This window comes from Oenococcus sp., assembly GCF_047725585.1.
GTDB lineage: Bacteria > Bacillota > Bacilli > Lactobacillales > Lactobacillaceae > Oenococcus > Oenococcus kitaharae_A.
Genome location: NZ_JBDNNF010000004.1, coordinates 15535 through 40476, shown reverse-complemented (window position 1 = coordinate 40476; position 24942 = coordinate 15535). Strand labels below are relative to the sequence as shown.

Annotated in this window: 25 protein-coding genes and 1 tRNA gene; 14 read left to right on the top strand and 12 right to left on the bottom strand. The window is 37.5% G+C overall.

Going from position 1 to position 24942, the window contains the following annotated elements; translation table 11 throughout:
• Positions 1-2: 2 nt before the first annotated feature.
• The 7 genes from ABF487_RS06080 to ABF487_RS06050 all read right to left on the bottom strand — a co-directional run bounded on the left by ABF487_RS06080 (position 3) and on the right by ABF487_RS06050 (position 9239).
• A complete protein-coding gene (locus tag ABF487_RS06080; protein ID WP_415634820.1) occupies positions 3-2258 on the bottom strand; it encodes a helicase C-terminal domain-containing protein in 2256 nt (751 codons plus the stop codon).
• A gap of 4 nt (positions 2259-2262) precedes the next feature.
• Positions 2263-2538: a DEAD/DEAH box helicase family protein gene (locus ABF487_RS06075; RefSeq protein ID WP_415634819.1), complete on the bottom strand. Its 276-nt coding sequence runs from the start codon at positions 2536-2538 to the stop codon at positions 2263-2265.
• A gap of 352 nt (positions 2539-2890) precedes the next feature.
• A complete protein-coding gene (locus tag ABF487_RS06070; protein WP_415634818.1) occupies positions 2891-5383 on the bottom strand; it encodes an ATP-binding cassette domain-containing protein in 2493 nt (830 codons plus the stop codon).
• A 57-nt stretch (positions 5384-5440) separates the two neighbouring features.
• Positions 5441-5671 carry a hypothetical protein gene (locus ABF487_RS06065; RefSeq protein ID WP_415634817.1) on the bottom strand — a complete coding sequence of 77 codons (231 nt, stop codon included), beginning with the start codon at positions 5669-5671 and terminating at the stop codon, positions 5441-5443.
• Positions 5672-5796: 125 nt separating this feature from the next.
• Positions 5797-8019 carry a lanthionine synthetase LanC family protein gene (locus ABF487_RS06060; RefSeq protein ID WP_415634816.1) on the bottom strand — a complete coding sequence of 741 codons (2223 nt, stop codon included), beginning with the start codon at positions 8017-8019 and terminating at the stop codon, positions 5797-5799.
• Between the two features lie 105 nt (positions 8020-8124).
• A complete protein-coding gene (locus tag ABF487_RS06055; protein WP_415634815.1) occupies positions 8125-8253 on the bottom strand; it encodes a hypothetical protein in 129 nt (42 codons plus the stop codon).
• A gap of 119 nt (positions 8254-8372) precedes the next feature.
• The gene (locus tag ABF487_RS06050; protein WP_415634814.1) at positions 8373-9239 is read right to left on the bottom strand and encodes a helix-turn-helix domain-containing protein; all 867 of its coding nucleotides are present in this window, start codon (positions 9237-9239) and stop codon (positions 8373-8375) included.
• A gap of 1158 nt (positions 9240-10397) precedes the next feature.
• On the opposite strand from ABF487_RS06050, the gene ABF487_RS06045 reads away from it, so the two are divergent.
• The 3 genes from ABF487_RS06045 to ABF487_RS06035 all read left to right on the top strand — a co-directional run bounded on the left by ABF487_RS06045 (position 10398) and on the right by ABF487_RS06035 (position 12100).
• The gene (locus ABF487_RS06045; protein WP_415634813.1) at positions 10398-10937 is read left to right on the top strand and encodes a Panacea domain-containing protein; all 540 of its coding nucleotides are present in this window, start codon (positions 10398-10400) and stop codon (positions 10935-10937) included.
• 2 nt (positions 10938-10939) lie between these two features.
• The gene (locus ABF487_RS06040; protein ID WP_415634812.1) at positions 10940-11455 is read left to right on the top strand and encodes a hypothetical protein; all 516 of its coding nucleotides are present in this window, start codon (positions 10940-10942) and stop codon (positions 11453-11455) included.
• A 396-nt stretch (positions 11456-11851) separates the two neighbouring features.
• Positions 11852-12100, top strand: coding sequence for a hypothetical protein (locus ABF487_RS06035; RefSeq protein ID WP_415634811.1), 249 nt, complete (start codon positions 11852-11854; stop codon positions 12098-12100).
• Between the two features lie 77 nt (positions 12101-12177).
• Here the strand turns inward: ABF487_RS06035 and ABF487_RS06030 are convergent, their stop codons facing one another.
• The 4 genes from ABF487_RS06030 to ABF487_RS06015 all read right to left on the bottom strand — a co-directional run bounded on the left by ABF487_RS06030 (position 12178) and on the right by ABF487_RS06015 (position 14817).
• Entirely contained in the window at positions 12178-13176 is a 999-nt protein-coding gene (locus ABF487_RS06030; protein ID WP_415634810.1) for a sce7725 family protein, read from the bottom strand.
• Positions 13173-14021 (bottom strand): sce7726 family protein, encoded by an 849-nt coding sequence (locus tag ABF487_RS06025; protein ID WP_415634809.1) that lies wholly within the window; start codon positions 14019-14021, stop codon positions 13173-13175. The genes ABF487_RS06030 and ABF487_RS06025 overlap by 4 nt, the downstream gene beginning before the upstream one ends.
• A 229-nt stretch (positions 14022-14250) precedes the next feature.
• Positions 14251-14481 (bottom strand): hypothetical protein, encoded by a 231-nt coding sequence (locus ABF487_RS06020; RefSeq protein ID WP_415634808.1) that lies wholly within the window; start codon positions 14479-14481, stop codon positions 14251-14253.
• Positions 14482-14744: 263 nt separating this feature from the next.
• A tRNA-Lys gene (locus ABF487_RS06015) sits at positions 14745-14817 on the bottom strand.
• 96 nt (positions 14818-14913) lie between these two features.
• On the opposite strand from ABF487_RS06015, the gene yycF reads away from it, so the two are divergent.
• The 4 genes from yycF (at position 14914) to rlmH (ending at position 19498) form a co-directional block, all read left to right on the top strand.
• Positions 14914-15630, top strand: coding sequence for a response regulator YycF (yycF, locus tag ABF487_RS06010; protein ID WP_007744830.1), 717 nt, complete (start codon positions 14914-14916; stop codon positions 15628-15630).
• 11 nt (positions 15631-15641) lie between these two features.
• Positions 15642-17546, top strand: coding sequence for an ATP-binding protein (locus tag ABF487_RS06005; RefSeq protein ID WP_007744829.1), 1905 nt, complete (start codon positions 15642-15644; stop codon positions 17544-17546).
• 49 nt (positions 17547-17595) lie between these two features.
• Positions 17596-18864: a S1C family serine protease gene (locus ABF487_RS06000; RefSeq protein WP_415634807.1), complete on the top strand. Its 1269-nt coding sequence runs from the start codon at positions 17596-17598 to the stop codon at positions 18862-18864.
• Positions 18865-19015: 151 nt separating this feature from the next.
• Positions 19016-19498 (top strand): 23S rRNA (pseudouridine(1915)-N(3))-methyltransferase RlmH, encoded by a 483-nt coding sequence (rlmH, locus tag ABF487_RS05995; protein ID WP_007744827.1) that lies wholly within the window; start codon positions 19016-19018, stop codon positions 19496-19498.
• Between the two features lie 26 nt (positions 19499-19524).
• Here the strand turns inward: rlmH and ABF487_RS05990 are convergent, their stop codons facing one another.
• Positions 19525-19701 (bottom strand): hypothetical protein, encoded by a 177-nt coding sequence (locus ABF487_RS05990; protein WP_007744826.1) that lies wholly within the window; start codon positions 19699-19701, stop codon positions 19525-19527.
• 96 nt (positions 19702-19797) lie between these two features.
• Between ABF487_RS05990 and ABF487_RS05985 the strand changes: the two genes are divergently transcribed.
• The 7 genes from ABF487_RS05985 to ychF are packed head-to-tail and all read left to right on the top strand — an operon-like array spanning position 19798 to position 24870.
• On the top strand, positions 19798-20970 hold the full coding sequence (locus tag ABF487_RS05985; RefSeq protein WP_007744825.1) for an AI-2E family transporter: 1173 nt from the start codon (positions 19798-19800) through the stop codon (positions 20968-20970).
• Complete coding sequence (rsmG, locus tag ABF487_RS05980) at positions 20960-21694, top strand: 16S rRNA (guanine(527)-N(7))-methyltransferase RsmG (RefSeq protein WP_007744823.1); 735 nt, start codon at positions 20960-20962, stop codon at positions 21692-21694. Before ABF487_RS05985 ends, rsmG begins: the two co-directional genes overlap by 11 nt.
• The gene (locus ABF487_RS05975; RefSeq protein WP_007744822.1) at positions 21687-22466 is read left to right on the top strand and encodes a ParA family protein; all 780 of its coding nucleotides are present in this window, start codon (positions 21687-21689) and stop codon (positions 22464-22466) included. The genes rsmG and ABF487_RS05975 overlap by 8 nt, the downstream gene beginning before the upstream one ends.
• Positions 22438-22644 carry a hypothetical protein gene (locus ABF487_RS05970; protein ID WP_007744821.1) on the top strand — a complete coding sequence of 69 codons (207 nt, stop codon included), beginning with the start codon at positions 22438-22440 and terminating at the stop codon, positions 22642-22644. Before ABF487_RS05975 ends, ABF487_RS05970 begins: the two co-directional genes overlap by 29 nt.
• The gene (locus tag ABF487_RS05965) at positions 22634-23521 is read left to right on the top strand and encodes a ParB/RepB/Spo0J family partition protein (protein ID WP_007744820.1); all 888 of its coding nucleotides are present in this window, start codon (positions 22634-22636) and stop codon (positions 23519-23521) included. The genes ABF487_RS05970 and ABF487_RS05965 overlap by 11 nt, the downstream gene beginning before the upstream one ends.
• A gap of 5 nt (positions 23522-23526) precedes the next feature.
• Positions 23527-23706: a DUF951 domain-containing protein gene (locus ABF487_RS05960; protein WP_007744819.1), complete on the top strand. Its 180-nt coding sequence runs from the start codon at positions 23527-23529 to the stop codon at positions 23704-23706.
• A 60-nt stretch (positions 23707-23766) separates the two neighbouring features.
• Positions 23767-24870 (top strand): redox-regulated ATPase YchF, encoded by a 1104-nt coding sequence (gene ychF / locus ABF487_RS05955; protein ID WP_007744818.1) that lies wholly within the window; start codon positions 23767-23769, stop codon positions 24868-24870.
• Positions 24871-24942: the final 72 nt, after the last annotated feature.

Here is a 24942-nt window from a genome sequence, read left to right as displayed (position 1 = left end):
ACTTAGTTATTATATTTTTTTAACGGGACTGTGTAAGTATCGATAAATGTCTTTTGGAGTAAGTTAGTGTCTTGGAATACTTGCTGTAATGTTGTTTCCGTCCAGTGATCCAATGGCTTTTGACTAATTCTATCTGCGAAATTGTTAACGGCTAATTTTAAATCTGAAAGTTTTTCATCATTTACTACACGAATATTCAAATTAGTGTGTGCATCTACGGCAGACAATTTTGAACGGTGAAAGAGCAAAGGGGTAAAGTTTCTTACTTGATATGAGTCCGTAAACCAGCTGGAAGAAGTGGTTATTTGCTCAATGTCATCTTTATAGATTTTATCTTCTGTGCGTTGATTTTTATCTTCTATGACGATTGCAGCATCTTCACTCAGCCAAAGGTTGTCTGGACCACCCTCTTTAAGTGCAGTTTCTGATTCTGGTTGACTAGAATCAAATCCCAAGAATTGTCCTAGCCTTTGAATACCCAATCTAAAATTGTTTTCATCAGCATAATTGGCATAAACTAGATCGTCGTTTATAGAACGAATATGAGTGGCAACGTCGTTACTACTGGTGAAAGAAACCGTCTGAAGGTATTGATAATAATTAATGCCTTCACCTCCGTTTTTTCTACTTCTCTTAGCATAAGAACCATATGGCGATTTAAATAAAAATGGCGATGTTGAATGAGCTTTTTTTTGCCAGTCAAAAGCCCTTTGCTTATTAAATTTATATGCATAACTAGCCAAAAGTTCATATACGCTGCCGATATCTTTTGGGGAATTTTGACTTAAGTAATTTCGAATTTTTTTTACAGCAGTGTCATAATCATTTTCGCATGCTGCATCCCATGCTTCTCTCTTTACTTGCTCAAAAGAATAATCAGGTTTTGGTTGTGTCAACAGTATTTTTTCATAATAATGTTGTACCTTATTTTTGTATAAATCAGACCATGAAGCGTCTTGGCTGAAGACGGCCTGAATAAGTTCATTAAGTGCATGGTTAGATTCCTGAAAAACAGGATATTTGTTCTTGATATCTTGAGATATTTCTTTGAAAAATTCCCACTGGGCCAGTGTTTCGGGAGTTAACAAGGTACTGTGTGTATACATCAAATCTTGTAGCTTATTTCCTAATACTAAAATCAATGAATAATCTGCCTTTGAGCGCACAGACCTACCCATTCCTTGTTCAACTTCTCGGATAATAGGACTACTAGTTATTATGGCATCAGGGAATCTTTGAGCATCAGCTCTATCAGCTAATGAGCTCTGAAATGGTACACCATCTAAGACTGTTAGATGGCATAAATCTTCTGGTAAATCGATACCATCATACTTGTTTGCTAGCACAGCCATCATTGGCTTGCTAAGTCTTAAATCTGTTTTTAGTTGATCAATATTACTAGCATTATATAATTTCGCACCCATTTCCTGCCAAATAAGAGCAGCGTGAGTCGATGGTACCAAGATCAAGACATTTTGAGATTTATTAATTTTTTTGACGATACCACGCATATATTCATCTGAATAAGCAGAATTAATCTTTTGACACGCAAGTAACCATTTTTCCCCAGTATCAGTCAGCGCATTTATACGAAGAGGTTGATCTACAGCTTTCTTTTGAACACCTAACTCTGAAATGAAGGCGCCCGCATTGGACAATGTTGCAGACAGAAAAAGACGATGCTTGGCAATCGAGAAAGATGGAATCATGGCGACCGGCATATGCTGGGGTCTAATATCTATTTGTTGGCCGCTAACATAAACATTCAACAAATCTTGCATTTCTAGAATAAAGGGATACTGAAATAAATTGGTATTCTCTTTAGCATAATCGGATAGCAACTTTAAAAATATTGTTTTTTTCTCATCTAATACCCAATAAGGAACCTTCATAACGGCATTTGAGTTTTCTTCATTTTTGATTGTATTTAACTTAAAAGGTTTTTGAGCATTTAGACCTTCTGCAAAAAGACTAAGTAAAGTCTTATAGATATCGGATCTTTTCGGTATCGTTAGCGTGCAAGCTGCTTGAACTTTCTTAATAATGGTGTGTGCATCATCAATTGTCAAAGAACCAATTTTTATATAATCGGCGTTGTCTACTCCAAAAATAGACTTGCCGTTAAACAATTTATCAAAAGTCATTACTAAAATAGCTTCAGAATTTAGAAATTCTAATGGAATTTGACCGTTGTCTGCTGAAAAAGTTACCACTTTGATACCAAAGCTCTTAGCTGAGTCTACAACTTGTTCTACCAATTGTTTAAGTGGGGCAAACATATGCACATGGACCATCGCCGCTATTTAAATGAGATTGTAATGTTAATAGCCCAATGAGCGTTTTGCCTGTACCAGTCCCTAAGATACCAATTAAATCTTTATCGTCTCTGCGTTGGTACCATTGGTCTAAGAAACTTTTTTGAATACTCCTTAGATAGTCGTAGCCTGGTTCTTGATTTAAAGACGAAAAAACTTCATCTGGTTTAGTTGGCCTTTGTTTATTGATACTTTCAGTATTTAAATCTTCAAATAAACCCATGATCTAGTCCTCTTTTGTTGTAATAAATTCCCTAAAATACAACATAAATATATATCAAATTTAAAAGTAATTCAGTATTTAATTTCAGTTTTTTTGATTTAGGTTTTCTACTTAATATCTATCTCTGAAACTATCTTCATAATGTGGCCGGTAGAAACGTATTTCAATTAACTTATTTTTTTTGGCTATATTTAATCTAAGTTAATTAATTTAGAGGCGGTTGTCTAGATAAAAAAGCTTGCTTGAGAATCTTGTCTAATTCATGAATTAATGTCTCAAACAATATAGCTGACCATATTCAGAAAAGCAGCATACCATTCAATTGCTCATTAAACCAGAAAACTCAAATTGGCTAATTATGAAGCTCTTTTAAATAGCCGTTAGACAGAACTAGGTGTTTGACCTTGTATTCTTTAATTTGTTCTTGATTATAGTGATGAGCAATCTCAATCACTGTTTGTGGAAGCTGATAAACAATATCTCTGAGTTTATTAGAGTTCTTGACATCAAGAGATGCTGTTACTTCATCTAATAATAACAATGGTCGATTTCTTAATAAGGCTCTAGCAATTGACAAACGTTGTTTTTGACCTCCGGAAAGATTTTTGCCTTCGGATCCACATTCATAGGTTAAAGGAGTATCGCCCAGTTCCAGATCAAGATTCACCTCTTTTAAGCTATGCAACAAATCGGTTTTTGAAAAGTGTTGGCCTAAATCAAGATTTTCTTGGATGCTGCCATCAAAAACCCAATTTTCTTGAGTGATATATGCATAGTCATTTTCATTGATCTGACGACCACCAAAAGTAATCTTTCCCTCTGTTGTCGGTAACTTCTTGGTTAATAAATTAAAAATGGTTGTTTTACCGCTTCCTGAATCGCCACTAATCAAGAGCTTGTCGCCATAGGGCACAGAAAAAGATATTCCTTGTAAAATCTCATGGCTTTTATAGGCAAAAGAGAGATTTCGAACAATTAAATCCTTATTCATGGCAGGATCTAAAGTAGTTTCTTGTTTGCTGTCAACATTGATAACTGGAATCACACCTGCTCTAAGAGATTTGGTTGACTTGATTGCCGAGGAATATTGAATCACACTTCTTAAGTTGCCAATCACACTGTCACTACTCAATAATAATGTGACAATCACGCTGATAGAAACACTGAAAAGTCCATTCTGATGAAAGTAAAGACCGATAGCTAAGGGAGCTAGGAAAGAAACAGTGGAACAAATCCAAGAGAAGTACTGAAACAAAAATTGTTTATTATTCATGATCCGGTAGTGATTTTCGCTGTTAAATAGATCATGACCCGATTTATCTAAAATAGATTTTTGTGCACGATAATTCTTAATGATATCCAAACCTGCCAAGATTTCCTTCAAATGGCCTAAATAAGTCTGATTGCTCTTCGACCAGCTGCTTGATGCTTCATTCATCATCTTTCCACCAAGCATTGAAGGGATCATGCTCATTGAAGCAAAAAGGACACTCACAATGCCAAGAACAAAGTTTATCTTCAAAACAAAGACAGCCGACACCAAAGCTGTAAAAAACGATTGCAGGATCATCGATAGGCTAGAAAAGTATTTTTGTTCAATCTGCTTAGCATCGGCTACAATCTGATTCAAGAAATAATTATTGTCATCTTCCTTGTAAGGAACCAAAAAGTCTTTTTTAATCAAAGCTGACTTCAAAGCTACATTTAAATATCTGATTGCCAAATTTTGCAAGCAAATAAACAGATAAAGACTGGTATAAGTGAAAAGGTATAACAGGACAAAGCGCCCGACAAAAAGCCATATATTATTTACACCGTGTGTTGCAAGTTGAGTTATTTGGCCAAAGCTGTATCCGGAAATGATTCCTTCTAATGAACCGCCTAGGGCAAATAAAATAACGAGCAACAAAACCCATGTCGGAAGATTGCTCATTACCCATTTCAAATCAAGATTTTTGTTCTTTTCTTTTGATTTCATTTTTAATCCTTCCATTAAAAAATATTCAATTCCAGCACTGCTTGGCGTGTAACGTTGATTCCGGGCCTCGATAGTGCCATGGGGATCCTTCTTTTTAATTAGATCCATATATTTGCTGTTTACATAAAATCGCGAAGTTTTAGCCCAAGACTTGAAGAAACAATTCACAGGATCTTCAAAATGTTGTTGCCTTAAAAAAAATACAGCCGATACTGAACCAAAAAAATCGCATATACTTTCTATACCTACTCTTAAGAAATTCGTTTCAATATAACTCTGGCTATAGAGATTCTTTTCAAATAAAAGCAATGGTTCTAAAGTATTTGCCTTAAAAAACTGCTTATATCTTATCATCACAGCATGGGTCAACTCGTGGCAGAGATAAAAAACAACAATACTCTTCGCAAGATCATTGTTTCCTAACGTGTTAAGAAAAGTGTATTGAGCAAAAAAAATGCTAGGTAATACTATTACGTTACTGGTTTTGTTGTATCTAGGGGTTACGAATGAATGAAACGTATTCCCGTTTTGGTCTTGAAATAAGTTGAGCGTTATTTCAACAGTTGCCAAAATATCTTTTTCTTGTTTCAACGTATCGTTGTTTCTTGCAAAGCGTTCTAAAGATGTCACCATGTTTTGTTTGCATAAATCAAAGAGTTGCTGAATAGCATATTGATCTATATACATTTTTTGTTTCAAAACAACATCCATTTCGATAATTTGTTTTTTTTCAGGCATATATTCATACTTATGTGACAAGGTCTCGACAATATTGTTTATATTAGGAATGTCACCATACATTTGATCGCGATCTGGAATTTGAGCATCAAGCCATTCTCTGTTGATTGTTTTGTAAAAATTACTCATATTTCATTTGTTCAAGATAAACGAACTTATATATTAATAAACCTAGTTAAGGACATATCACAGCACTCCTTTGGTATGCAATGACATGTATTTTTTAAGAACTAACATAATGCCAACGTTGCCGAAGCCTAAATCATCTTCACAATTTGATAATTTTCTTCCTGGAAATCCCTGTAATTGGTTTTGTGGCAAAAAATGTGATTCTAAATAAAATACTTGTTCTTCAATCTGATTTTTAATTAATCTTTGTTGGCTAGGACGGGTGCTCTTACTTTCGAGCATCATCATTAATACGAGTATTACACCAGACAAGCCATAAAAAGCTCCGTAACACACACTATTATTAATGCATAGAGACCTTAAGTATATTGATACATCTCTTTGAGAGTTCTTGTTCAGACAGTCATTTAGTTTTAAAGTGAATACACATAGCCCGCTATGCCCACCATAAAATATGGGTACAAAGGACCACTATTTTGATGCAGTCTCATACCATAACAAGAATCTTGATAAACAACATTGTTTTTTTCACGATCCAATAATTTTTCTGAAAATTGTAGGTATTTATCAATTTTTGTGGATTGGTAGAGTTCTATATAAAAGTAAGCAATACCAGACAAGCCATATTCAAATCCGCAACAATTAACTTCGTTTAAAAGTTGCTGTTGGTTCGTAATCATCATATCAGCTATATTTAATATATATATAATTAGTTTTTTGTCTGGGTGTAAGTCATTTAATTTAAGAAGAGCATACCCAATACCAGCATAGCCATTAGCGAAGTCATAAGGTAACCGATATTTACCGTTTTTCAATCTCTTTTTTAATTCAATGAAGGCGATATTTTGTTCCATTCTATTATTGGACAAAGAAGATACAACTAAAGCTATCCCGGCTAATCCAAAAGATAGACCTGAAGAAATTTTGTCTCTTGATATTAAATTAGCTGCCTTTCTGTTCAGGACAGTTGCATTGTGAGCAGGTATATTGAAACCTATTTTTGAAAGGCCCAATAAAGACCCAGGCCACCCATAAAATAGAGAAATGTTGTTTACTCTAAAATCACTGCCCCTCATAGATTTAGGTGGAACCAGCTTCTTTTTCAGCAGGTGTTGGTATTTCTCATACATTAATTTATATGAAAATTCCACTTTTTGTGCCTGATTCAAATCATCAAACTTTTTCTCGTACAAACTAATATGGCTTTGGGGCCAATGTAAATTTTTCTTAATATCTAAAATTAAAGTGTCAAACTTTGCCCTGGATAAATTATTGAAGTAGCTCAACTCAAATTCTATAGACTCGTGATTTATTAAAAGCTCTCTGTTCTTTCCGGTAATTGCGTAGATGAACGACATTGCTAAACGGTAAAAATCTTTCTCAAAATCCGTTAAACCCTCCGACATTCCAATTTCGAAAATTGGATTGTGCAAATATGATTTTTTTCCTTGAAGAGTATATGCTGTCTCGGCGTCCACAAGATACACTGAGTGATCTCGTTCACTGATTACAAAATTATCTGTTGACACATCTCCAACCGCATATCCATTCTTATGGAGGAAACATAATATTCTTTTCGCCCGAAAGTAACTCCAAGTTAATTTTTTACAAAACTTAGATACTTGGCTACTGGAAGGATTGGGGCCAAATAATGGATTTCTTTTGGCAAAATTCTGAATGCTCTCACCATTAATTTTTTCAAAGACAAATAAATTAAATTGAAGAAAATTAATTTGTTCAATGAATTTGGGAAACACGCCACTAGTAGCAAACTTTTGAAATAAGTGGCTCTCATTAATCCTGAGAAGTTTGCCTTTTCCCAAAGGATGCTTTAGATCAGAATATGCGCCCAGCTTGGTTTGCTTAATTAGAACAGGAAAAGAATCTTTTGTTCTGTATCCAGAAAATATATCTCCCGTCGAAAGCCTTCTGACTATATTATCCAAAACATAATTCCCTTTTTTGCCAGTAATTAGTACATTCTTTTTGGTTTCGGAATATTCAGATGCACATCTCGTAAAAGGATCTTCTAAACCCGCAGGTAAAAAATAGTATGGCTTTCTTTGGTCTATTATTCTTTGTCCGTTGGGCAACTGAATCAGAGATATATGGTCGTTTTCGTTATCTAAGAAAACTTTTGTATTTATTCCACCATAACGATAATATACTATGTTACTACCTGAGTAACCCTGGTCCGAAGGAACATTAAGACCACATTCAGTAGAGAAATGGGAATTTAATTCTTTAACACATTTTATAAACTCAGTTTCATTCATCGGGTAAATGGTGATAATTTTCCCAAATTGGGAAACGTTCATGCGTTTGTCTGTTGCTGCTTCAAAAACACGATAATTGGTTATAAATTTAAAGTCAACCTTCTTTTCATAAGCCCACTTAATAATCCACAATAGAGTAGCAGTGTACATCTTGATAGTTGGTGATATATGTATTTTCCACCCTTGCCGTGGCAGAATGCTACTGCTGTTGAAAACATACGTATAAATACCCTTTGCATAATATCGAAGGTGAGAGTGATCCAATTCGTGAACTATAGATTTTTCTGGGAATGGTCTTCCACTAATTAGAAACCCTTCATTATTATTTGTGTCGTAGTTCATATTGTAGAGTTCATACATGATTACTTCCTCACCCCCCTCTGTTTTAGGATTTTTAAAAATCAACAAAGAATGAACAAAAAAGGGATAATTCATTTCCCTTTTTCGTTGTGATACTAATTAACTTTAATTGTTTACGTTACCATTCATACAGTTGTTGCTAATAGTTGACCAACTGTCTAAAAACTCTTGATCATCATCTTTAGATTGTTTAGAAACAATTTTTTCCAACGAGTCTGCTAAGTTTTCTGTCATTATTTAGATCCTCCTTTCTTTAGCCTAATAATAAAGGCGATAAAGAAAAAAAGAGCACTATGCCCTTTTATTATCATTTCCCTCGTTAGCATCCTGTATTTTAGCCATATATGGCTAATCTAAGCAGAATGATAAAATTTCTCCTGGTAGTCTTCGTAGGATGAAGCTAGTTGGCCTGAACCAATATCCCTTAATGTTTGAAACATGAGATTATTTTTCTTTACGGCTTTCGCAGAATCTAGAAAAAGTAGATTATACAAAAAAGTTTTCTTGAAGCGCAGTAACAGCTTCAAATGCGAGATATTAAAATCATCAAGTAGACCAATTATTTTTCTAGCATCGTCTAGTTCTCCTCTGTTAATCAAAATTTCTGCTGCATTGATAAGTGTACCTAGAAAGGTATCGTCGTTATTATTAATGTTTTTGAGGTCTCTAAACTTCGATATGAGTTCCTTGATTATTAAACGGATTGAAGTAGTTGTTAGAACAGTTAAACAGTTTGAAAAAGCACTAATTTGAAATCCAGTCCAATCATCAATAGTCATGAAATAATATCTAATTTCTTTTTCCAGGCTAATATCAATACTAAAGCTTGGATCCAAATCACTAATTAATGAGATGAGTGTGGCTTGTTTTACTGTATCTAGCTTGCTGTTCTTGATAGTAGTTTGGTTTTGAATTTCAGACAGCATTTTTTTAAGCGTTCTAGCATCGTTATGTGTATATATTTCCATTAAGCGCTTTAAAAAAACGGTGTAGCTAACGTTTGAATCAGGATCCAGCGGTTGCAGAAACTCACTAGTGCTTATATTTAATCTTTTTAAAAGCGCGACCATTTTGATGAAAGATATATTGGTTTCACCTCTTTCGAATTTATTCAAAAAAGATGTCGAAACAATATCCTTTGAGGCTATTTCTCTTGAATACCCTCTTGACAGTCTGATTTCCTTAAATCTTTTTCCTACTTCAACTAGAGAAAGTTCCATATCATAAATAATATGACAAAATCAAAAAGATCTCAGAAAAAAGAGCTTAATTAGTGCCATGTGATCTCAAACACTAGTCCTGAAACGAAAAATCATTGGAAGTGTACATATTGTTGTTGATTGACTTGTTTAGTATCTGGACCTGCATCTGTATTTTGCCCTGGCGATAACACAATGATCACACCCAGTACTAAAAATAAACTCAAAAGTTTTTTCATTATGTCTTTTTGGAATCCTGTCCTTATTTTTTAAATTGGTAGTTATACCCTTACGGTAACTTTAATCATACATAATAGATAAAAGTCCAATCTTATGTGTACTAAATTGAAGTATACACAATTCAAAGCTTAAATTGATTTTATATTAGATCAAGTTAAATGTTGAGTTATCAGAACAAACAATTTTAAGTCTAAGCGTGGTACTGATTTAACTAAATTGAAGCCATTTGCCTGAACCACGACTTGGTTTTGCATTATGGTTACTGAAAATCTTGAATATTGCTTTTATATTCGAGGGTTTCCGCCTCAACTGATTTGCTTTTAAATAAATCGGGCTGTTTTCTTATAGATTTAATTTATGTAACACCTTAACAAACAAAAAGCACTTTAACCATGCGGTTAAAGTGCTTTGTTAACATATAGCACTGGATTCTCAGGGCGCGAACTCTAAACGCTGAAACGCTTGTGTGACCGAGTACTAGCTTTTTAATTGTTTTCTTAGGTACTTTTTTTGGTACTCTGATTAACGAAATTAGCAAAATACTAGCTGTTTTCTGTTTCTTTGTTACCTTGGCGTATATATCTACAGAGTGTTGAAAAGTTAACGTTCTGCGTGCCTGGGCCCTCACTCAAAAAATGTTAAATAACATCCTCATAAGTATCTTTTTTGCTTATTCAGTGTTCTTCGGTTTTTCATATTCCAAAACCTGCCTTGGTCAATTCAGTGACTCGTGCTTTAGTACTTGTAAATGTTTCTATTTGGGGATACGACGAAATATGTAGCACAGCGCCTTTAATAGTTCTTCCTTTGTAAATAACTGACTAATTTCTGAAGATAAAAAACTTAAAATGGTCAATGACATTGGCTCATCGGATCTATTCTGGCGGGCTTTTTTTGTGTATTTGGTGGAAAAACAATATATAATTTGTGTAGTTCAATATGGATAATCCAACATTAGAATTAAATAATGCCGATAAATTTGAAATAGCAAATCAAATTGTAGTTCTTTCTACAACAAATAATGGTAATTTAACAAATTTAAAATTACAGAAAATTTTGTTTTTTCTTCAAGCTGCCTGGCTTGTTGAACGACATCATCCTTTAATTGATGCTAAGTTTTCACGATGGAAATTGGGGCCAGTGGAATCTGATGTTTATCACGAGTTTAATCACCACGGCTCATCGGTGATCACTGAACCAGAGAAGATATTTGATTTAGAAAAATTTACTTTTGTGACGCCTGAACTAGCCGTAGATAGTTATCCTGAAGAGGACATTAGCTTGTTAATAAGATATACCAATAATCTTTTAGCAATAAGAACCTATGAATTAGTTCAAGAAACACATCGGGAATCAATTTGGTCTGATTATTTGCCAGAAATTGAAGAGCAGGTTGCTCCTAACTATACAGAAGGCCAAATCATCAATTTTTTTGAGAACCATCAACAAGATAGGATTTGGAATAGAGAAAATAGATAGAAATGGTATTACCTGAAGAAAATGTTTTAAGGGATTCTGTTTTGCAGCTATTAAACCCTATGGGAACCGACCTACTGCAAGACCCTACGTTTATCAGGAATATTGGTATTTTAAATACAAGTACTGATAAATTTAAGGGTTCTGTTCATTCAACTGTTGCTGACATCATTTATTCTGCAAATGATACAGAATTTCAAAAATTCGAAAGGGAATCCAAAAGAGAGGGGTTTTTCTTTGAGGTTTCTGCCATTGATGGTATTAGCACTGAAAGCAGTAAATTCTTTGATGGCCTAAAAGATTCGATTTTGTTGTCAATCGAACAAAGAGCTTTTATTTCCAGACAAGCAAACGAATCAAATTCTGTTTTGCAGAGTATCAAAAAATCAAGAGATCATATCTATTCTGATTTTATAGCTATTTTGGGTATTTTTTCCGCCCTAATCTTTGGTCTGTTTGGGGGGGTTCAATGCTTTTTCAACTTCCATATCTTTAATTGCAAAGGGATCGAATATTTCTAAGATTCTCATTGTCTCTTCTCTTTTTTTTATCGGCTTACTATCTTTAATATTTTTGTTGTTAAACGGGATCTGCATAATTACTGGTAGGCAGTTAAAATCGTGCTGTAAAGATCAAAATTGTGGGCACAAATTTAACAAAAAATATCCTTTTTTCTTCTATGGGGTTTCATTTTCGTTAGTGGTTCTGCTGCTGGGTGCACTAATACATTTATTGAATTTGAATGGATATATGTATAGAAATCCACTGGAGCTCAATGTTGTAATGATCATATTATTAATTGTTATAGTTTTGGTTTTAGCTGGACTAGTAAAAAGTCTAATCGGAGAGAGCAAATCAGTTACTCAAAAATCTCAGCATTAGATAAAACTTAAACAGAACATATCGGCTTATAAAATATGAAAATTGGAAAAAGGATTCAGTTTCGAAGGTATCAAGCAGGTGTTCCTAAAGAAGTGATACCGTTTTTATTTTCAAATGATGATCCTCAAATAAAAAACTATTGTAGTGGTTCTGAAAAATACAAGAAGGATTTTGGTCCTAATGAAGATCAACAAGTTGTGGCGCATGTCAAAAAATCTCTTTCAACGGGCCAACTCGGCGGTGTTGCGGATGTCGAAGAAGATATGACTAATGAATTTAAATAGCTGTCTATTTGCATGGTTTGTAAAAAGAAAAAAAGAGCACCCAGCCAATTAAGACCAGACACCCTTAATTTATTTATTTAGTTTGCAACAACTTCATCAAAATTATTATCCAAATACCTACTGATAATGTCTAAATGATGTTCAAGCGACAACTTCTTTATAAATCCCAAGCCGGTGTAATGATCTAAACTAATTATTTGATGAAGGAAGGGGCTGTTATTAATTACAGGTAAAGTGCTGAATTCAGATGAATTTAGCCAAAGAGAAATCTTATCAGTTGCCTCTTGTAACTTACCCGCCTGATCTGAATAATCTTCATTGCTGTCAGAGACAAAATGTTTAATTCTTAATTTCATATTTTTATCAAAATAAATAATGTGTATCGCAACAGCACGAGCTCTAAAACCCTTCGTCAGTTCCGAACCAGTCATCGAATAGTCGCCAAAACCAATATATTCTGGATCTGTATATCTCAGATAGTCCGAAGAGAAAAATTCGTCGGGGAACTTGATATATTCAGCGTTTTTTGCTCTTTTTAAAAATTTGTCTTCAAATACAATAAATTTACTTGAAATTGATGGTGCAATCTCCGAAGCAATGGATAACATTTTCCAAACTTGAGAGTCATTTTGTAGCTCTTTGAAATCGTCAATATCATCACTGGAAATCTGATTATCAAAAATTGCAATGCCATTTTGATCAGGAGAAAGGTTGAAAGCGTTGCGAGAATTTTTGTACCTATAGGCATACACCGGAATATAGAAAGGTGATGAAACAAGATCAAAAATTTCGGGATCATTTTGATTTACATACGAGACTCCTCCGAGATTTCTCGGATTTTGTACAATCGCGATCTTTCTTTTCTCTTCTACGAATTTTCTGATTAAATTATTTAAAACGTGTGACTTATTAACCTTTTTACCGTTCATTTCCTTTGTTGCAAAATTTGCGGGAACTGGTTCAATCACAGGAACTATTGATTTAGAAAGATTGTTTAAATCACTTAGCTCCTTAAGCGCGGCAAGTTCATTCTTCTTGCCATATAGATAGGGAAAATACATAATTTCTTCTTTCAAAATTTAGATTCTAAAAAATCATGTAAGCGAGAGTAGTCGGATTCGGTATACTCCGAAAAATAAACTATTTCTCTCAAACTAACCGGAACCCTGAGAAAAGCATCTTTGTGCTTCTTAATAGTGATCCTTGCTTTCAATAATTTCACCAGCCTGTCATGGCAATCAGCGAGATCAATTTGAGAAAACCATTTGAAACATTCCCGAAAATACTCAAAATCAGACACGCGAGGTAGTTCTCCATACACGTTTTTGATTATCGTCTCGTATTCCTTTTTACGCAAGACTTTAAACATTGCTTCATGATCAAATAGTGTTTGATACGATCTCGCTTCTCTGACCGTACGAAGCGTATTAGCCTCGCTTAATGTATAAATACCAATAGGCAGGCCTTTTCCAATTTCAATGACACCTGATAAATGACTTTCATCAGTTACGACATAAACAAGATCGAAAACCTTGTAATAGTCTTGCAATTGGCTCTCAAGCCTGTCAAGATTATCAAGTTTTGTTTTAATTTCATAGACCTTTGCAACACCATTAATCACAATAAAATCAGCGATAGATTTAGAGATAGGCAGTTCTCGCAAGGCCACTGATGTATTGATGCTGTGATGACCGAGAACAATCTTGTTTAATAAATCATTTTTGTAAAAATATTCATTTCTGTGTTTCTTGCCCATGTATTTGTAGATAGAATCAATCACATTCAAGTTATTAGAACTGTCGCTAACATCTAAGTTGATTTTTGAAACCAGATGATGATATTGATTTAACTTATTTTCTGAAATGATCCTCCTAAAAGAAGGTCGTGTAAAAAAATTATTTAGTAAAATGTCTAAATCCATGGCAGCTCCCTATAAGATATATATCTAACAATATTAAACGACTTTTAAGGATGGCTGTGTGGTTGGTTTTTCATTTTTCTTTTTTAAATTTTAAAAATGTCTCGAATGAAAAAGACCCACGGGAATAAATTCGATGGGCTTAATTTTTACTATTTAATTTTTTCATCACAACCTTTAGCTCGCCGTTGCTTGTTGGACGTATTTTACGTTATCAGATAAAGTAGGTGGGTCAGAGTGGTCTTTGAATCAGCGAATAGACTGGTGTTATTAAGTGGCCTGAGTCAATCTTTCCAATAAGCTGGCTGGCTTGTTTTGTGAGATGGACTAATGAACTGGCAAGGGCATTGAGTACCTGATAATCTTCCCAGCGCTTGTAAAGCTCTTTTGTATCGTCAATAGGCGGAAAACCATCGGCGTTACCTGAATGTAGGTTCAGAACTGTTTTTGAACCATCTATCACGTTGGCACACTCTCTGAGTGCTTGCCAAGTATCCTTATAGTTGCGAAAGTATCATAATTGCTTCAGTCATGTGTTCATCTCTTTTCTAATTTAGTTAAGTTACCGATGGTGTGTGTAAAGCCATCTACTTTCCTTTCTTTCTTAAAAAAACGTGGTTACTTTTTTGGGTCCTTTTTTAAGTAACCAAGGAACTTATCTACACCCCTTAAACAAACAAAAAGCGCCTAACCTTGCGGTTAAAGCGCCTTGCTAACATATAGCTCTGGATGCTCAGGGGATCGAACCCTGGACCCACGGATTAAGAGTCCGTTGCTCTGCCAGCTGAGCTAAGCATCCGAACAAGTTAATATTTTATCACGACTGCCTGCGAATATACAAGCACAAACCGCCTTTCTCTAAATAAATTATTTCTTGGCTGGTATAATATTAAATATGAGCAAAATTCTAGTTGTTGATGACGAGAAGCCGATTTCTGATGTCATCAAATTTAATTTGCAAAAAGAGGGTTACGATGTCGTAACTGCTTTTGACGGGCGCGAAGCCTTGGATGTTTTCGCCGCAGAAAATCCAGATCTGGTGCTCTTAGACCAGATGCTGCCGGAAATAGAGGGTACAGAAGTCTTGCGTCAGATCCGTTCTAAATCATCGACACCTGTCATTATCGTGACCGCCAAAGACAGCGAGATTGATAAAGTTGTCGGCCTTGAGATGGGCGCTGACGACTATGTAACCAAACCTTTTTCTAATCGCGAACTTGTAGCGCGGGTAAAAGCTAATTTACGCCGACAAGATGCAACGCTGCCAGGTGTTGACGCTGCTGACGGCAAGTCGCAAAAAGAAATTAAGGTTGCTGATCTTGTCATTAAACCTGATGCTTATACTGTCACAAAAAATGGTGTTGATCTGGATTTGACTCACCGTGAATTTGACCTTTTGCATTATTTAGCCCGTCGCCCAGGACAAGTGCTAACTCGTGAAGCCCTGCTGACCGAGGTTTGGGGATTTGATTACTTTGGGGATGTCAGAACCGTTGATGTGACCGTTCGCCGTTTGCGCGAAAAGGTTGAAGACGCGCCTAGCCGTCCTGAAATTCTAATTACAAAACGCGGAGTTGGTTATTTCATCAAACCAGATAGTGTCCATAAATAAATAAGTAACATATGAATAATATTTCCAACTCTATTTCCAGATTCTTTCGATCAGTCCATTTTAAAATTGCCTTGATCTTCACATCTATTACGCTGATAACTCTGGGTCTAGTTGGCGCTTTTTTTGTCAATCAATATTCGTCACAGCTGATACAGTCTTTTGATGCGCGTGTCTCAATTCCGAAAACAATTGAAAACCAGCTGATCTCCGATCTGCAAGTTTCTGATACTAGTCAGGCTAATCAGCGAATCAACGAGACATTGTCTACGATTGGTGGCGCTACTGATCAGGATTATGTCTATGTAGTTGATCAAAAAGGCGTTATCCGCGGCAGCCTGACTGTTGAAATGAAGCAGCTGGTCGGACAAGGTATTGATAGTTCTTCGGTGACGAGCAGCCGAGCACGTAACAATATCTATCGGGCTTTATCCAGCAGCGATTCCTATACGCGGCGTTTTCGCACGCGCCTTTTGGGCCGCCGCTATGAAACATTGATGGTACCTCTGGAAACAAAGCCCGGTGATCGTAAATCAACTGTAGGTGTGCTGGTTTATACAGCTAGCATGGAATCCATCTATGCTTCAATTGCAAACATCACCAGTATGTTTATTGGTGCTTTGTTTATTCCGCTGCTGATGGCCATTATGATTGGTTTTTTGATGGTACGCCTGTTGACACAGCCTATCAAAGAATTGGCAGATCAGACGGGGCAAATCACGCGTGGCAATTATTCGCGGAGAAATACGATTAAGTCAAAAGATGAAATCGGTATCCTGGCTACCCAGATTAACGATCTCTCAGATACGATTGCTTCTGAGACAGCGATTTCTAATATGGAGCGGGATCGTCTGAATTCTCTTTTATCCAACATGACCGATGGTGTTTTAGCGATCACGCGAGACGGGACGATTACGATTATTAACCAGGCGGCACTGGATCTGCTTCATTTGTCGAATTCGGACAGTGCAGTCGGGCATAATATTTCTGATCTCCTTAAGCTTGTTGATAAGAGAATCACGCTACGGGATCTTTTTCAGTCTGCACATGGTTTTGCCGTTCAGCCTGATGGCTCTAACGGCATTACATTAAATATTGTTGCCAGCCTTGTGCGTCGTCAATCGGGTTTTATTTCCGGCGGTGTTGTTGTTTTGCGTGATATCACGCGGCAGCTGAAGTTGGAAACTGATCAGAAGAACTTCGTCTCCAATGTTAGCCATGAATTGCGCACACCATTGACATCCGTCAACTCTTATATCGAAACCTTACAGGAAGGTGCCTTATCGCAAAAGGAGATTGCGACTGAATTTTTGGGTGTTGCTCATGATGAGACCCAGCGTATGATTCGTATGATTAACGATCTGCTTGAATTATCAAGAATGGATCAAGGGCGGACTAAAATGGAAACCGAACCGGTTAATTTCACAAAGTTTATGAATTACGTGATTGATCGTTTCGATGTCATGTTCAAACAAGGCCATTCGATGCACGCCAATCATACTTACCACATCATTCGAAACTATGACCAGGCAAAATCGACTTATGTTGAAATCGATTCGGAGAAGTTCATTCAAGTTGTCGATAATTTGATCAATAATGCCATTAATTATTCACCAGATGGTGGCAATGTTGAAGTTGATATCCAAGAGACTGATCGTAGTATCGTTTTGAGCGTGAAAGATCATGGCCTTGGTATTCCTAAAAAAGATTTAGATAATATCTTTACCCGTTTCTATCGTGTAGATAAGTCCAGAGCCAGAAAGCAAGGTGGTTCAGGATTAGGGTTAGCTATCTCAAAAGAAGTTGTTGAAGCTTTGAATGGCAAAATACGTGTTGAATCCACTGTTGATGTCGGTACGACTTTCTTTGTTACTTTGCCAAAAGTTGATATGAGTGCATCAAAACTCGACTTCAATTAATGTTCCTTTAATCTTTAATCCAGATAATATTTGACGGAGGCTCTTTGCAGTGACTGAAGATTCAAATCAAGAAAAAAAACAAAATACCATAAACGATCAAGGCACAAATGATCACCATAATCATGGCGGCCGCCTATTGGTGACGATTTTACTTGCCGGTATTCTTGGTGGTGGTATTACCGCTGGGGCTGGTTATCTTTATCTGCAGACGAACGGCTCGACCAATGGGCCGACTTTTTCTAGTTTGTCCGGCCGAAAAACAATTCAAGCACCTGTGATTTCTGGAAAAACAAATGCCAGTAAGGTTTATAACAACTTAAAGGGTGCTGTTGTTTCAGTACTTAACCAACAGCGTAATAGCAGCAGCTCGGCTGATAGTTTTTTTGCCAGTTCCAGCAGTTCATCCGGTAATAGCCTGCAGACCGTATCTGAAGGATCGGGTGTTATATACCGCTCTGCTGATGCAGCTGCTTATATTGTGACCAATCGGCACGTGGTTGCAGGTGCTAACCGTCTGCAAGTCGTTTTATATGATGGCACGCGAGTAACGGCCAAATTAATCGGATCGGACGCGATGACAGATTTAGCGGTCCTGCAAATTCCTAATAGTAGTGTCAAATCCGTTGCTCAATTCGGCAATTCAAATCAAATTCAGACAGGCCAGACTGTTTTGGCCATTGGATCGCCTCTTGGAACTGATTATGCCTCTTCTGTGACTCAAGGCATCGTTTCAGCACCGAAAAGACTTGTCTCAAATACATCCGAGGATGGTAAAACGAATTATGGCGATTCGGTCGCCATTCAGACTGATGCCGCGATTAATCCGGGAAATTCAGGCGGGCCTTTGGTTAACACAGCTGGACAAGTAATTGGCATTAATTCTCAAAAATTGACTCAGACGACCAGCGGCGAATCTGTTGAGGGGATGGGTTTTGCGATCCCATCAAACACAGTTGTTGATATTGTGAATAAATTAGTGCGGGATGGCAAGGTGACTCGTCCGGCCTTAGGCGTACAAGTAGTTGATCTCAGCGAGGTTTCCACTGATGATAGGCAGAATCGTTTGAAACTGCCTAATAGTGTCGAAGGCGGCATTGTTATTGCTGGTTTTTCGGATAGCAAATCACCAGCCAAAAAAGCTGGTATGAAGCGTTATGACGTGATTGTTGCTGTCAATGGCAAGCACGTTAGTGATTTAGCGGACATGCGGGATATTATCTACAAAATGGTTGTTGGCGATTCGGTCAGAATCCGTTTTTATCGCGGTGCTGATCAAAAAACTGTCACCGTTAAAATGAGTGAATCCTTAAAAGAATAGCTATCCACAAATTATTAAGGTTTTCTAAAATCTGTGGATAACTTTGGATACGAACACGCTAAAGGCCGAGAAATCGGCTTTTTGTATTATCGAAAAATTTTTTTGTTCGTGTGGAAAAGTGGAAAAGTAGACGAACAGTATAATTGTTTATATGCTGAATATTCGGATTATCGTCGTTGGCAAAATTAAAGAAAAATACTATTCGCAAGCATTGGCCGAATATACAAAACGGCTTTCACGTTTTGCCAAGACGGAAATTTGTGTTGTTAAGGATCAAGCTACTCCTGAAAAGGCCAGTCAAGCAGAAAATTTAGAAATTTTAGAAGTAGAAGGCCAGCGTTTGTTGGACAAAATCGGTCCCCGAGATTATGTAATTGTCTTGGCGATTGAAGGCAAACTTATTTCTTCTCCGGAATTAGCCTCGATGCTAAAATTGATTCCCCTAGATGGCTTTTCAACAATTGATTTCGTGATTGGCGGTTCTTTAGGGTTATCTGACGCAGTTAAACAGCGAGCGGACCAAAAAATTTCCTTTGGCCGTATTACTTTGCCGCACCAATTGGCTCGAGTTGTACTGTCCGAACAGATATATCGGGCCTTTATGATCAACGAAGGCAGTCCTTACCACAAATAAAAACCCGCAGATAAGTGCGAGTTTAATCAATTTCCGTTAATCTTAACAGCTTTAGGAAGCTCGACGCCTTCGACGCCCTTAGCCCATTGCTGCAGTTGAGCAGTACGCTTTAATTGGTTTTTCTTTTGTTGGTTGTGAGAGACAGGGCGCGGTGTTGAGAAGCTGTTGAAAGGCGACTTGCCGGTTAAATTTTTATTAGACATTACTATACCTCTAGGAATATTTTAAGCAATTGTTTATTTTACGTGCTTTTGCCCGAAAAAGCAAGTAAGACGGCAATCTTAGCTATAATTTAGTTAATGGAATTTATCAAAAAAAATAGATTGCTTTACTGGACCGTTGAAGTTTTGCTGCTCGCAATCTTGATCTTAGTTCTTTCTTCGCTGAGCTTTATTTTTGAGCCAATTGGCATTTTTTTCCGAACAATTTTTATTCCGATTATTGCGGCGGGTTTCCTGTATTATCTGCTGCATCCGGTAGTTGATTTTTTGGAAAAACATTTTAATCTGAAACACATGCTAGCTGTGGTTTTGACCTTCACAGCATTTCTGATTATTATTGCATCTTTATTTGTGACCTTTCTGCCCCAATTAATTGGTCAAATAAGCAATCTCTTAGGAACGCTGCCCGATTTTGCAAATGGTATCAGGAAAAATGTGAATAGTTGGTTAAGATCAACTTGGTTTAAACAACTCGGCTGGCAGATTCGGACCAATGATTTTCAACAGCAAATCAGTAAATATTCGTCAACCTTTCTCAGAGTCTCGCTCAGCAGCTTGGGGAATGCTCTGTCCTTTCTGACTACTTTTACGATCAACATCATTACAATTCCGATCATGCTCTTTTATATGCTGGCTGATGCTGATCGATTCGTTCCCTTTGTGAACCATTTTATTTTTCCTAGCCGCGCTAAAGAGGTCAACGATTTGGCGGCACGCATGAATAGTACCATCGGCCGTTATATTGGTGGGCAATTTATCGAAGCGCTGTTTGTCATGATCTGTGTCATGGTTGGTTATCTGATTATTCGGCAGCCCTTTGCGCCTTTGTTAGGGTTGTTTGCAGGTCTGTGCGTTTTAATACCATACGTTGGCCCCTTTATCGGTATGGTACCCAGCATGTTGATTGCGATCACAATTAGCACACAACAAGTTTTGGCTGTGGCTTTGGTCGTTATCATTGTTAGTCAATTAGATGGCAACCTGATTTATCCCAATGTGATTGGGCGTAATTTGAAAATTCACCCCTTAACCATTATTATCATTCTGCTTTCTGCCGGTAATATTTGGGGATTGCCGGGAATGATTTTGGGCGTGCCGATATATGCAATTATCCGAACTCTCGTGATTTTTGTTTACAACATTTATCAATTAAAAAAAGATGAACAGCATGCTGTGGGCGAAGTTAGTTCAGCGGACTCAGCGAAATTATTGAAAAAATCTGCTAATAAGGAGAATAAAAATGACGCCTGAGGAATTTGCATCAGCATTGGAAAAACAAGGTCTGCCGATTTCAGAGCAGAAAATTGGTCTTTTTAGAGAATATTTGACTTTTATGCTGGCCTACAATGAAAAAGTTAACTTAACAGCTATTACAGAACCAGGGGATATTTGGCTGAAACATTTTTATGATTCATTGACACCCTTGATCTTTCTGCCGGTGCCGAATCCAACTATAAAATTCTCGTTGATTGATGTGGGGTCCGGAGCTGGATTTCCAGGAATCCCTTTAAAAATTGCCGATCCAAATTTACAGCTGACCTTGTTAGATTCGCTGCAGAAACGCATTGTTTTTCTGGACAAGCTTGTTAGGAAACTGTCGTTAGATGACGTTGAGACCGTTCATGGCCGTGCCGAAGATTTTGGGCAGAATCCTAATTTTCGTGAGAAATATGATTTTGCCATTGCGCGGGCTGTATCGGGAACCAATACTTTATTAGAACTGCTGTTACCCTTTGTTAAGGTCGGCGGCAAAGCAATTCTCATGAAGACCGTTCACGATGAAAACGAAATTTTCCACGCCAGCAAAGCACTCGAAGAACTAGGCGGCCGCGCTTCACAGTCATTTTCTTTCGAATTGCCCAATGGCGATCCGCGTGTTTTGATAGTGGTCGATAAGATTGAGCCAACGAAAAACAAGTATCCACGGAAGGCCGGTACGCCAAAAAGATCGCCAATTGGTGGGAAAAATGGTTAGAGTAATTGCGCTGGCAAATCAAAAGGGCGGTGTTGGTAAAACAACCACAGCCTTGAATATCGCAGCTGGTTTGCTTAAAAATGGACAGAAAGTTCTTTTGATTGATTTGGATCCTCAAAGCAACGCGACTTCGGGCGCTGGTGTTGACAAAAAAGAGATTAATTTTGATGCTTACGATGTTTTAATTTCTAATCGTTCGGTTAAATCTGCCATTCTCAAGCGGACAGATAATTTTGATATCCTGCCGTCTTCACCGGAATTAGCCGGTGCAGAGATTGAATTGACCAAGAAGAAAAATCGGCAAATGATCCTCAAACGGAAAATTGCCCAGGAAAAAGAAAATTATGATTTTGTGATTATCGATAACCCGCCAGCATTAGGATTATTGTCCTTAAATTCCTTAATGGCAGCTGATTCTGTCTTGATTCCTGTTCAAGCAGAATACTTTGCTTTGGAAGGCTTGGCCCAACTTAAAAAAACCATTGATTTAGTTAAAGAACATGGTAATTTAGGCTTGACGATCGAAGGTATTTTGATGACAATGACTACACACACAAAAATAAGCCGGCAAGTGGTGGCGGAAGTTGAAAAGCATTTTCCAGAGGAAACATATTCGATTACGATTCCTCGCAATGTGCGTTTAACAGAGGCTCCGAGTTTTGGGCAGTCAATTTTTGACTTTGCCGGTTTTTCATCGGGTGCACGGGCATACAATAAATTAGTAAAGGAAATTATTAGCAAAGATGGCACAGAAGAAAGTGAACCAAGTTGAAATTATACATACTGCTGGTGATTATCACCTTCACGAGCAGAAGGTAAATGACTATCTGGCATATTCTGGTGGACATGTTGTTGCTTCTTTTGTAGGAACACCAGATGTTAATCATCGTCATGAACCCGGCCATTTTTATACGGTTATCGAGTTTGAGGCGACCATAGATGGCGAATAAACGCGGCTTAGGCCGTGGTATTGATGCTTTGTTTTCTGATGAGGATGATCAAAAGACGCTGCAGGCTGTTGCAAAAGTTGCTCCAAAAGACACGGCTGGCCAATCGTTACTACAATTAAAACTGTCGTCATTAGAAGTTAATCCATATCAACCCAGAAAGACTTTTGATCAGACGGCTTTGGCTGAGCTGGCACAATCGCTGAAGCAAACTGGCTTGATCGAGCCTTTGATTGTCAGAAAACACGGCAGCAGTTATCAAATTATTGCTGGAGAACGTCGTTTTCGTGCGGCAAAGTTAGCTGGTTTGACTCAAGTGCCGGTTATTGAAAAGACGCTTTCAGATAGTGCCATGATTGAATTGGCTATCATTGAAAATCTTCAGCGGGAGAATTTAAATCCGATTGAAGAGGCACAGGGCATTAATTCGTATATGAAGGAGCTGGCTCTGACGCAGTCTCAAGTAGCTGAAAAACTGGGCAAGTCACGAGCAGCAATTACAAACACGTTGCGTTTATTGAATCTGCCAGAAGCGGTTCAGCAGTTTATGATCGATGGCAGGCTCGCTATGGGGCATGCCAGAGCTCTGCTGGGCTTGGATACACCAGCCGAGATGGTGGCGCTGGCCAACAGAATTGTGTCAGAAGGATTATCTGTCCGTCAAGTCGAAGAATTAGTTCGCGGGCAGAGCCAAAAGCAGCCGGTTTCGTTGACGAAAAAACATAGTGAGACTAATATCTATGCCGAGGAAATCGAGAAACGACTTGAAGATAAGTTTTCAACGAAAGTTTCCTTATCTAAAAAGAAACTTGAAATCAGTTTTTCGGATCAAGATGAGTTAAATCGTATTTTGGAAATACTCGGTGTTAATGCCGACTAAATTTAATGAACTACACGCTAAATACAATTGTTGAAATGAAAAAGCCACACGCTTGCGGGGCGAATGCTTGGAAAATCGTTCGAATGGGTGCTGATATTAAGATTGAATGTACGAATTGCCATCGTGTGATTATGATGACCCGCCAAGATTTTGAAAAACGCTTGAGCAAAATTATTAAGGGCTGAAGAGGCCTTTTTGTTTGCCGGAAATTAAATAGTAGAATAAATAAGGAATCAGGAGTAAATATGTCATTAACTGCAGGAATTGTTGGTCTGCCCAATGTAGGTAAATCGACCCTTTTTAACGCGATCACGAAAGCTGGTGCTCAAATGGCCAACTATCCGTTTGCCACAATTGAACCAAACGTTGGGGTTGTCGAAGTACCAGATGTACGTTTGGTCAGAATTCAAGAAATCGAGCCAGCCGATAAGGTCGTGCCCACGACTTTTGAATTTACAGATATTGCCGGTATTGTCAAAGGCGCATCTAAAGGCGAAGGATTAGGCAATAAGTTTTTGGAAAATATCCGCCAGACTGATGCGATTATCCAAGTTGTCCGAGCTTTTGAAGATTCAGAAATTACACATGTTTCTGGTAAGGTTGATCCTTTAGAAGATATTGAAACACTGAATACAGAATTGATTATTGCTGATTTAGATCATGTCAATAATCGTTATAGCAAAGTTGAAAAGGCAGCTGTCAATTCTAAAGATAAAGAAGCCATTGCTGAATATCAATTATTAAAAAAAATCAAACCCGTTTTAGAGGCTGGAGAACCGGTCCGTAGCCTCGAATTTGATACGGATGAAGCTAAAATTGTGCACGGCCTCTTCTTTTTGACTGACAAGCCCATGCTCTATGTAGCTAACATCGCTGAGGATGACATGGCCGATCCTTCTCAATCACCTCTTTACCAAGTAGTCGCTGATTATGCGGCCAAAGATCACGCGGAAGTTATTGGCTTAGCGGCGAAAACAGAAGAAGAAATTTCTGAAATGGCTGAAAGCGATAAAGCTGATTTTTTGGAAATGGCCGGCGTACAAGAGGCTGGATTAAATCGTCTGATCAGAACGGCCTACCATTTGCTGGGCCTGCGGACTTTCTTTACGGCTGGCGGTAAAGAAACCCGTGCTTGGACTTTTAAAGCAGGCATGAAGGCACCGCAAGTAGCCGGTATTATCCATTCCGACTTCGAAAGAGGTTTTATCCGAGCTGAAACTGTCAGCTATACGGATCTGGATCAATTGGGTTCGATGGCTGCTGTGAAAGCAGCTGGGAAGCTTCGTTCTGAAGGCAAAGAATATCTGGTCGCTGACGGCGATATTATCAATTTCCGTTTCAATGTTTAATCAAATTCAAACGCGGACGAACAATCTTAAGAATTTGTTCGCCTTTTTAGTATAATTTTACACGGAGGCTTC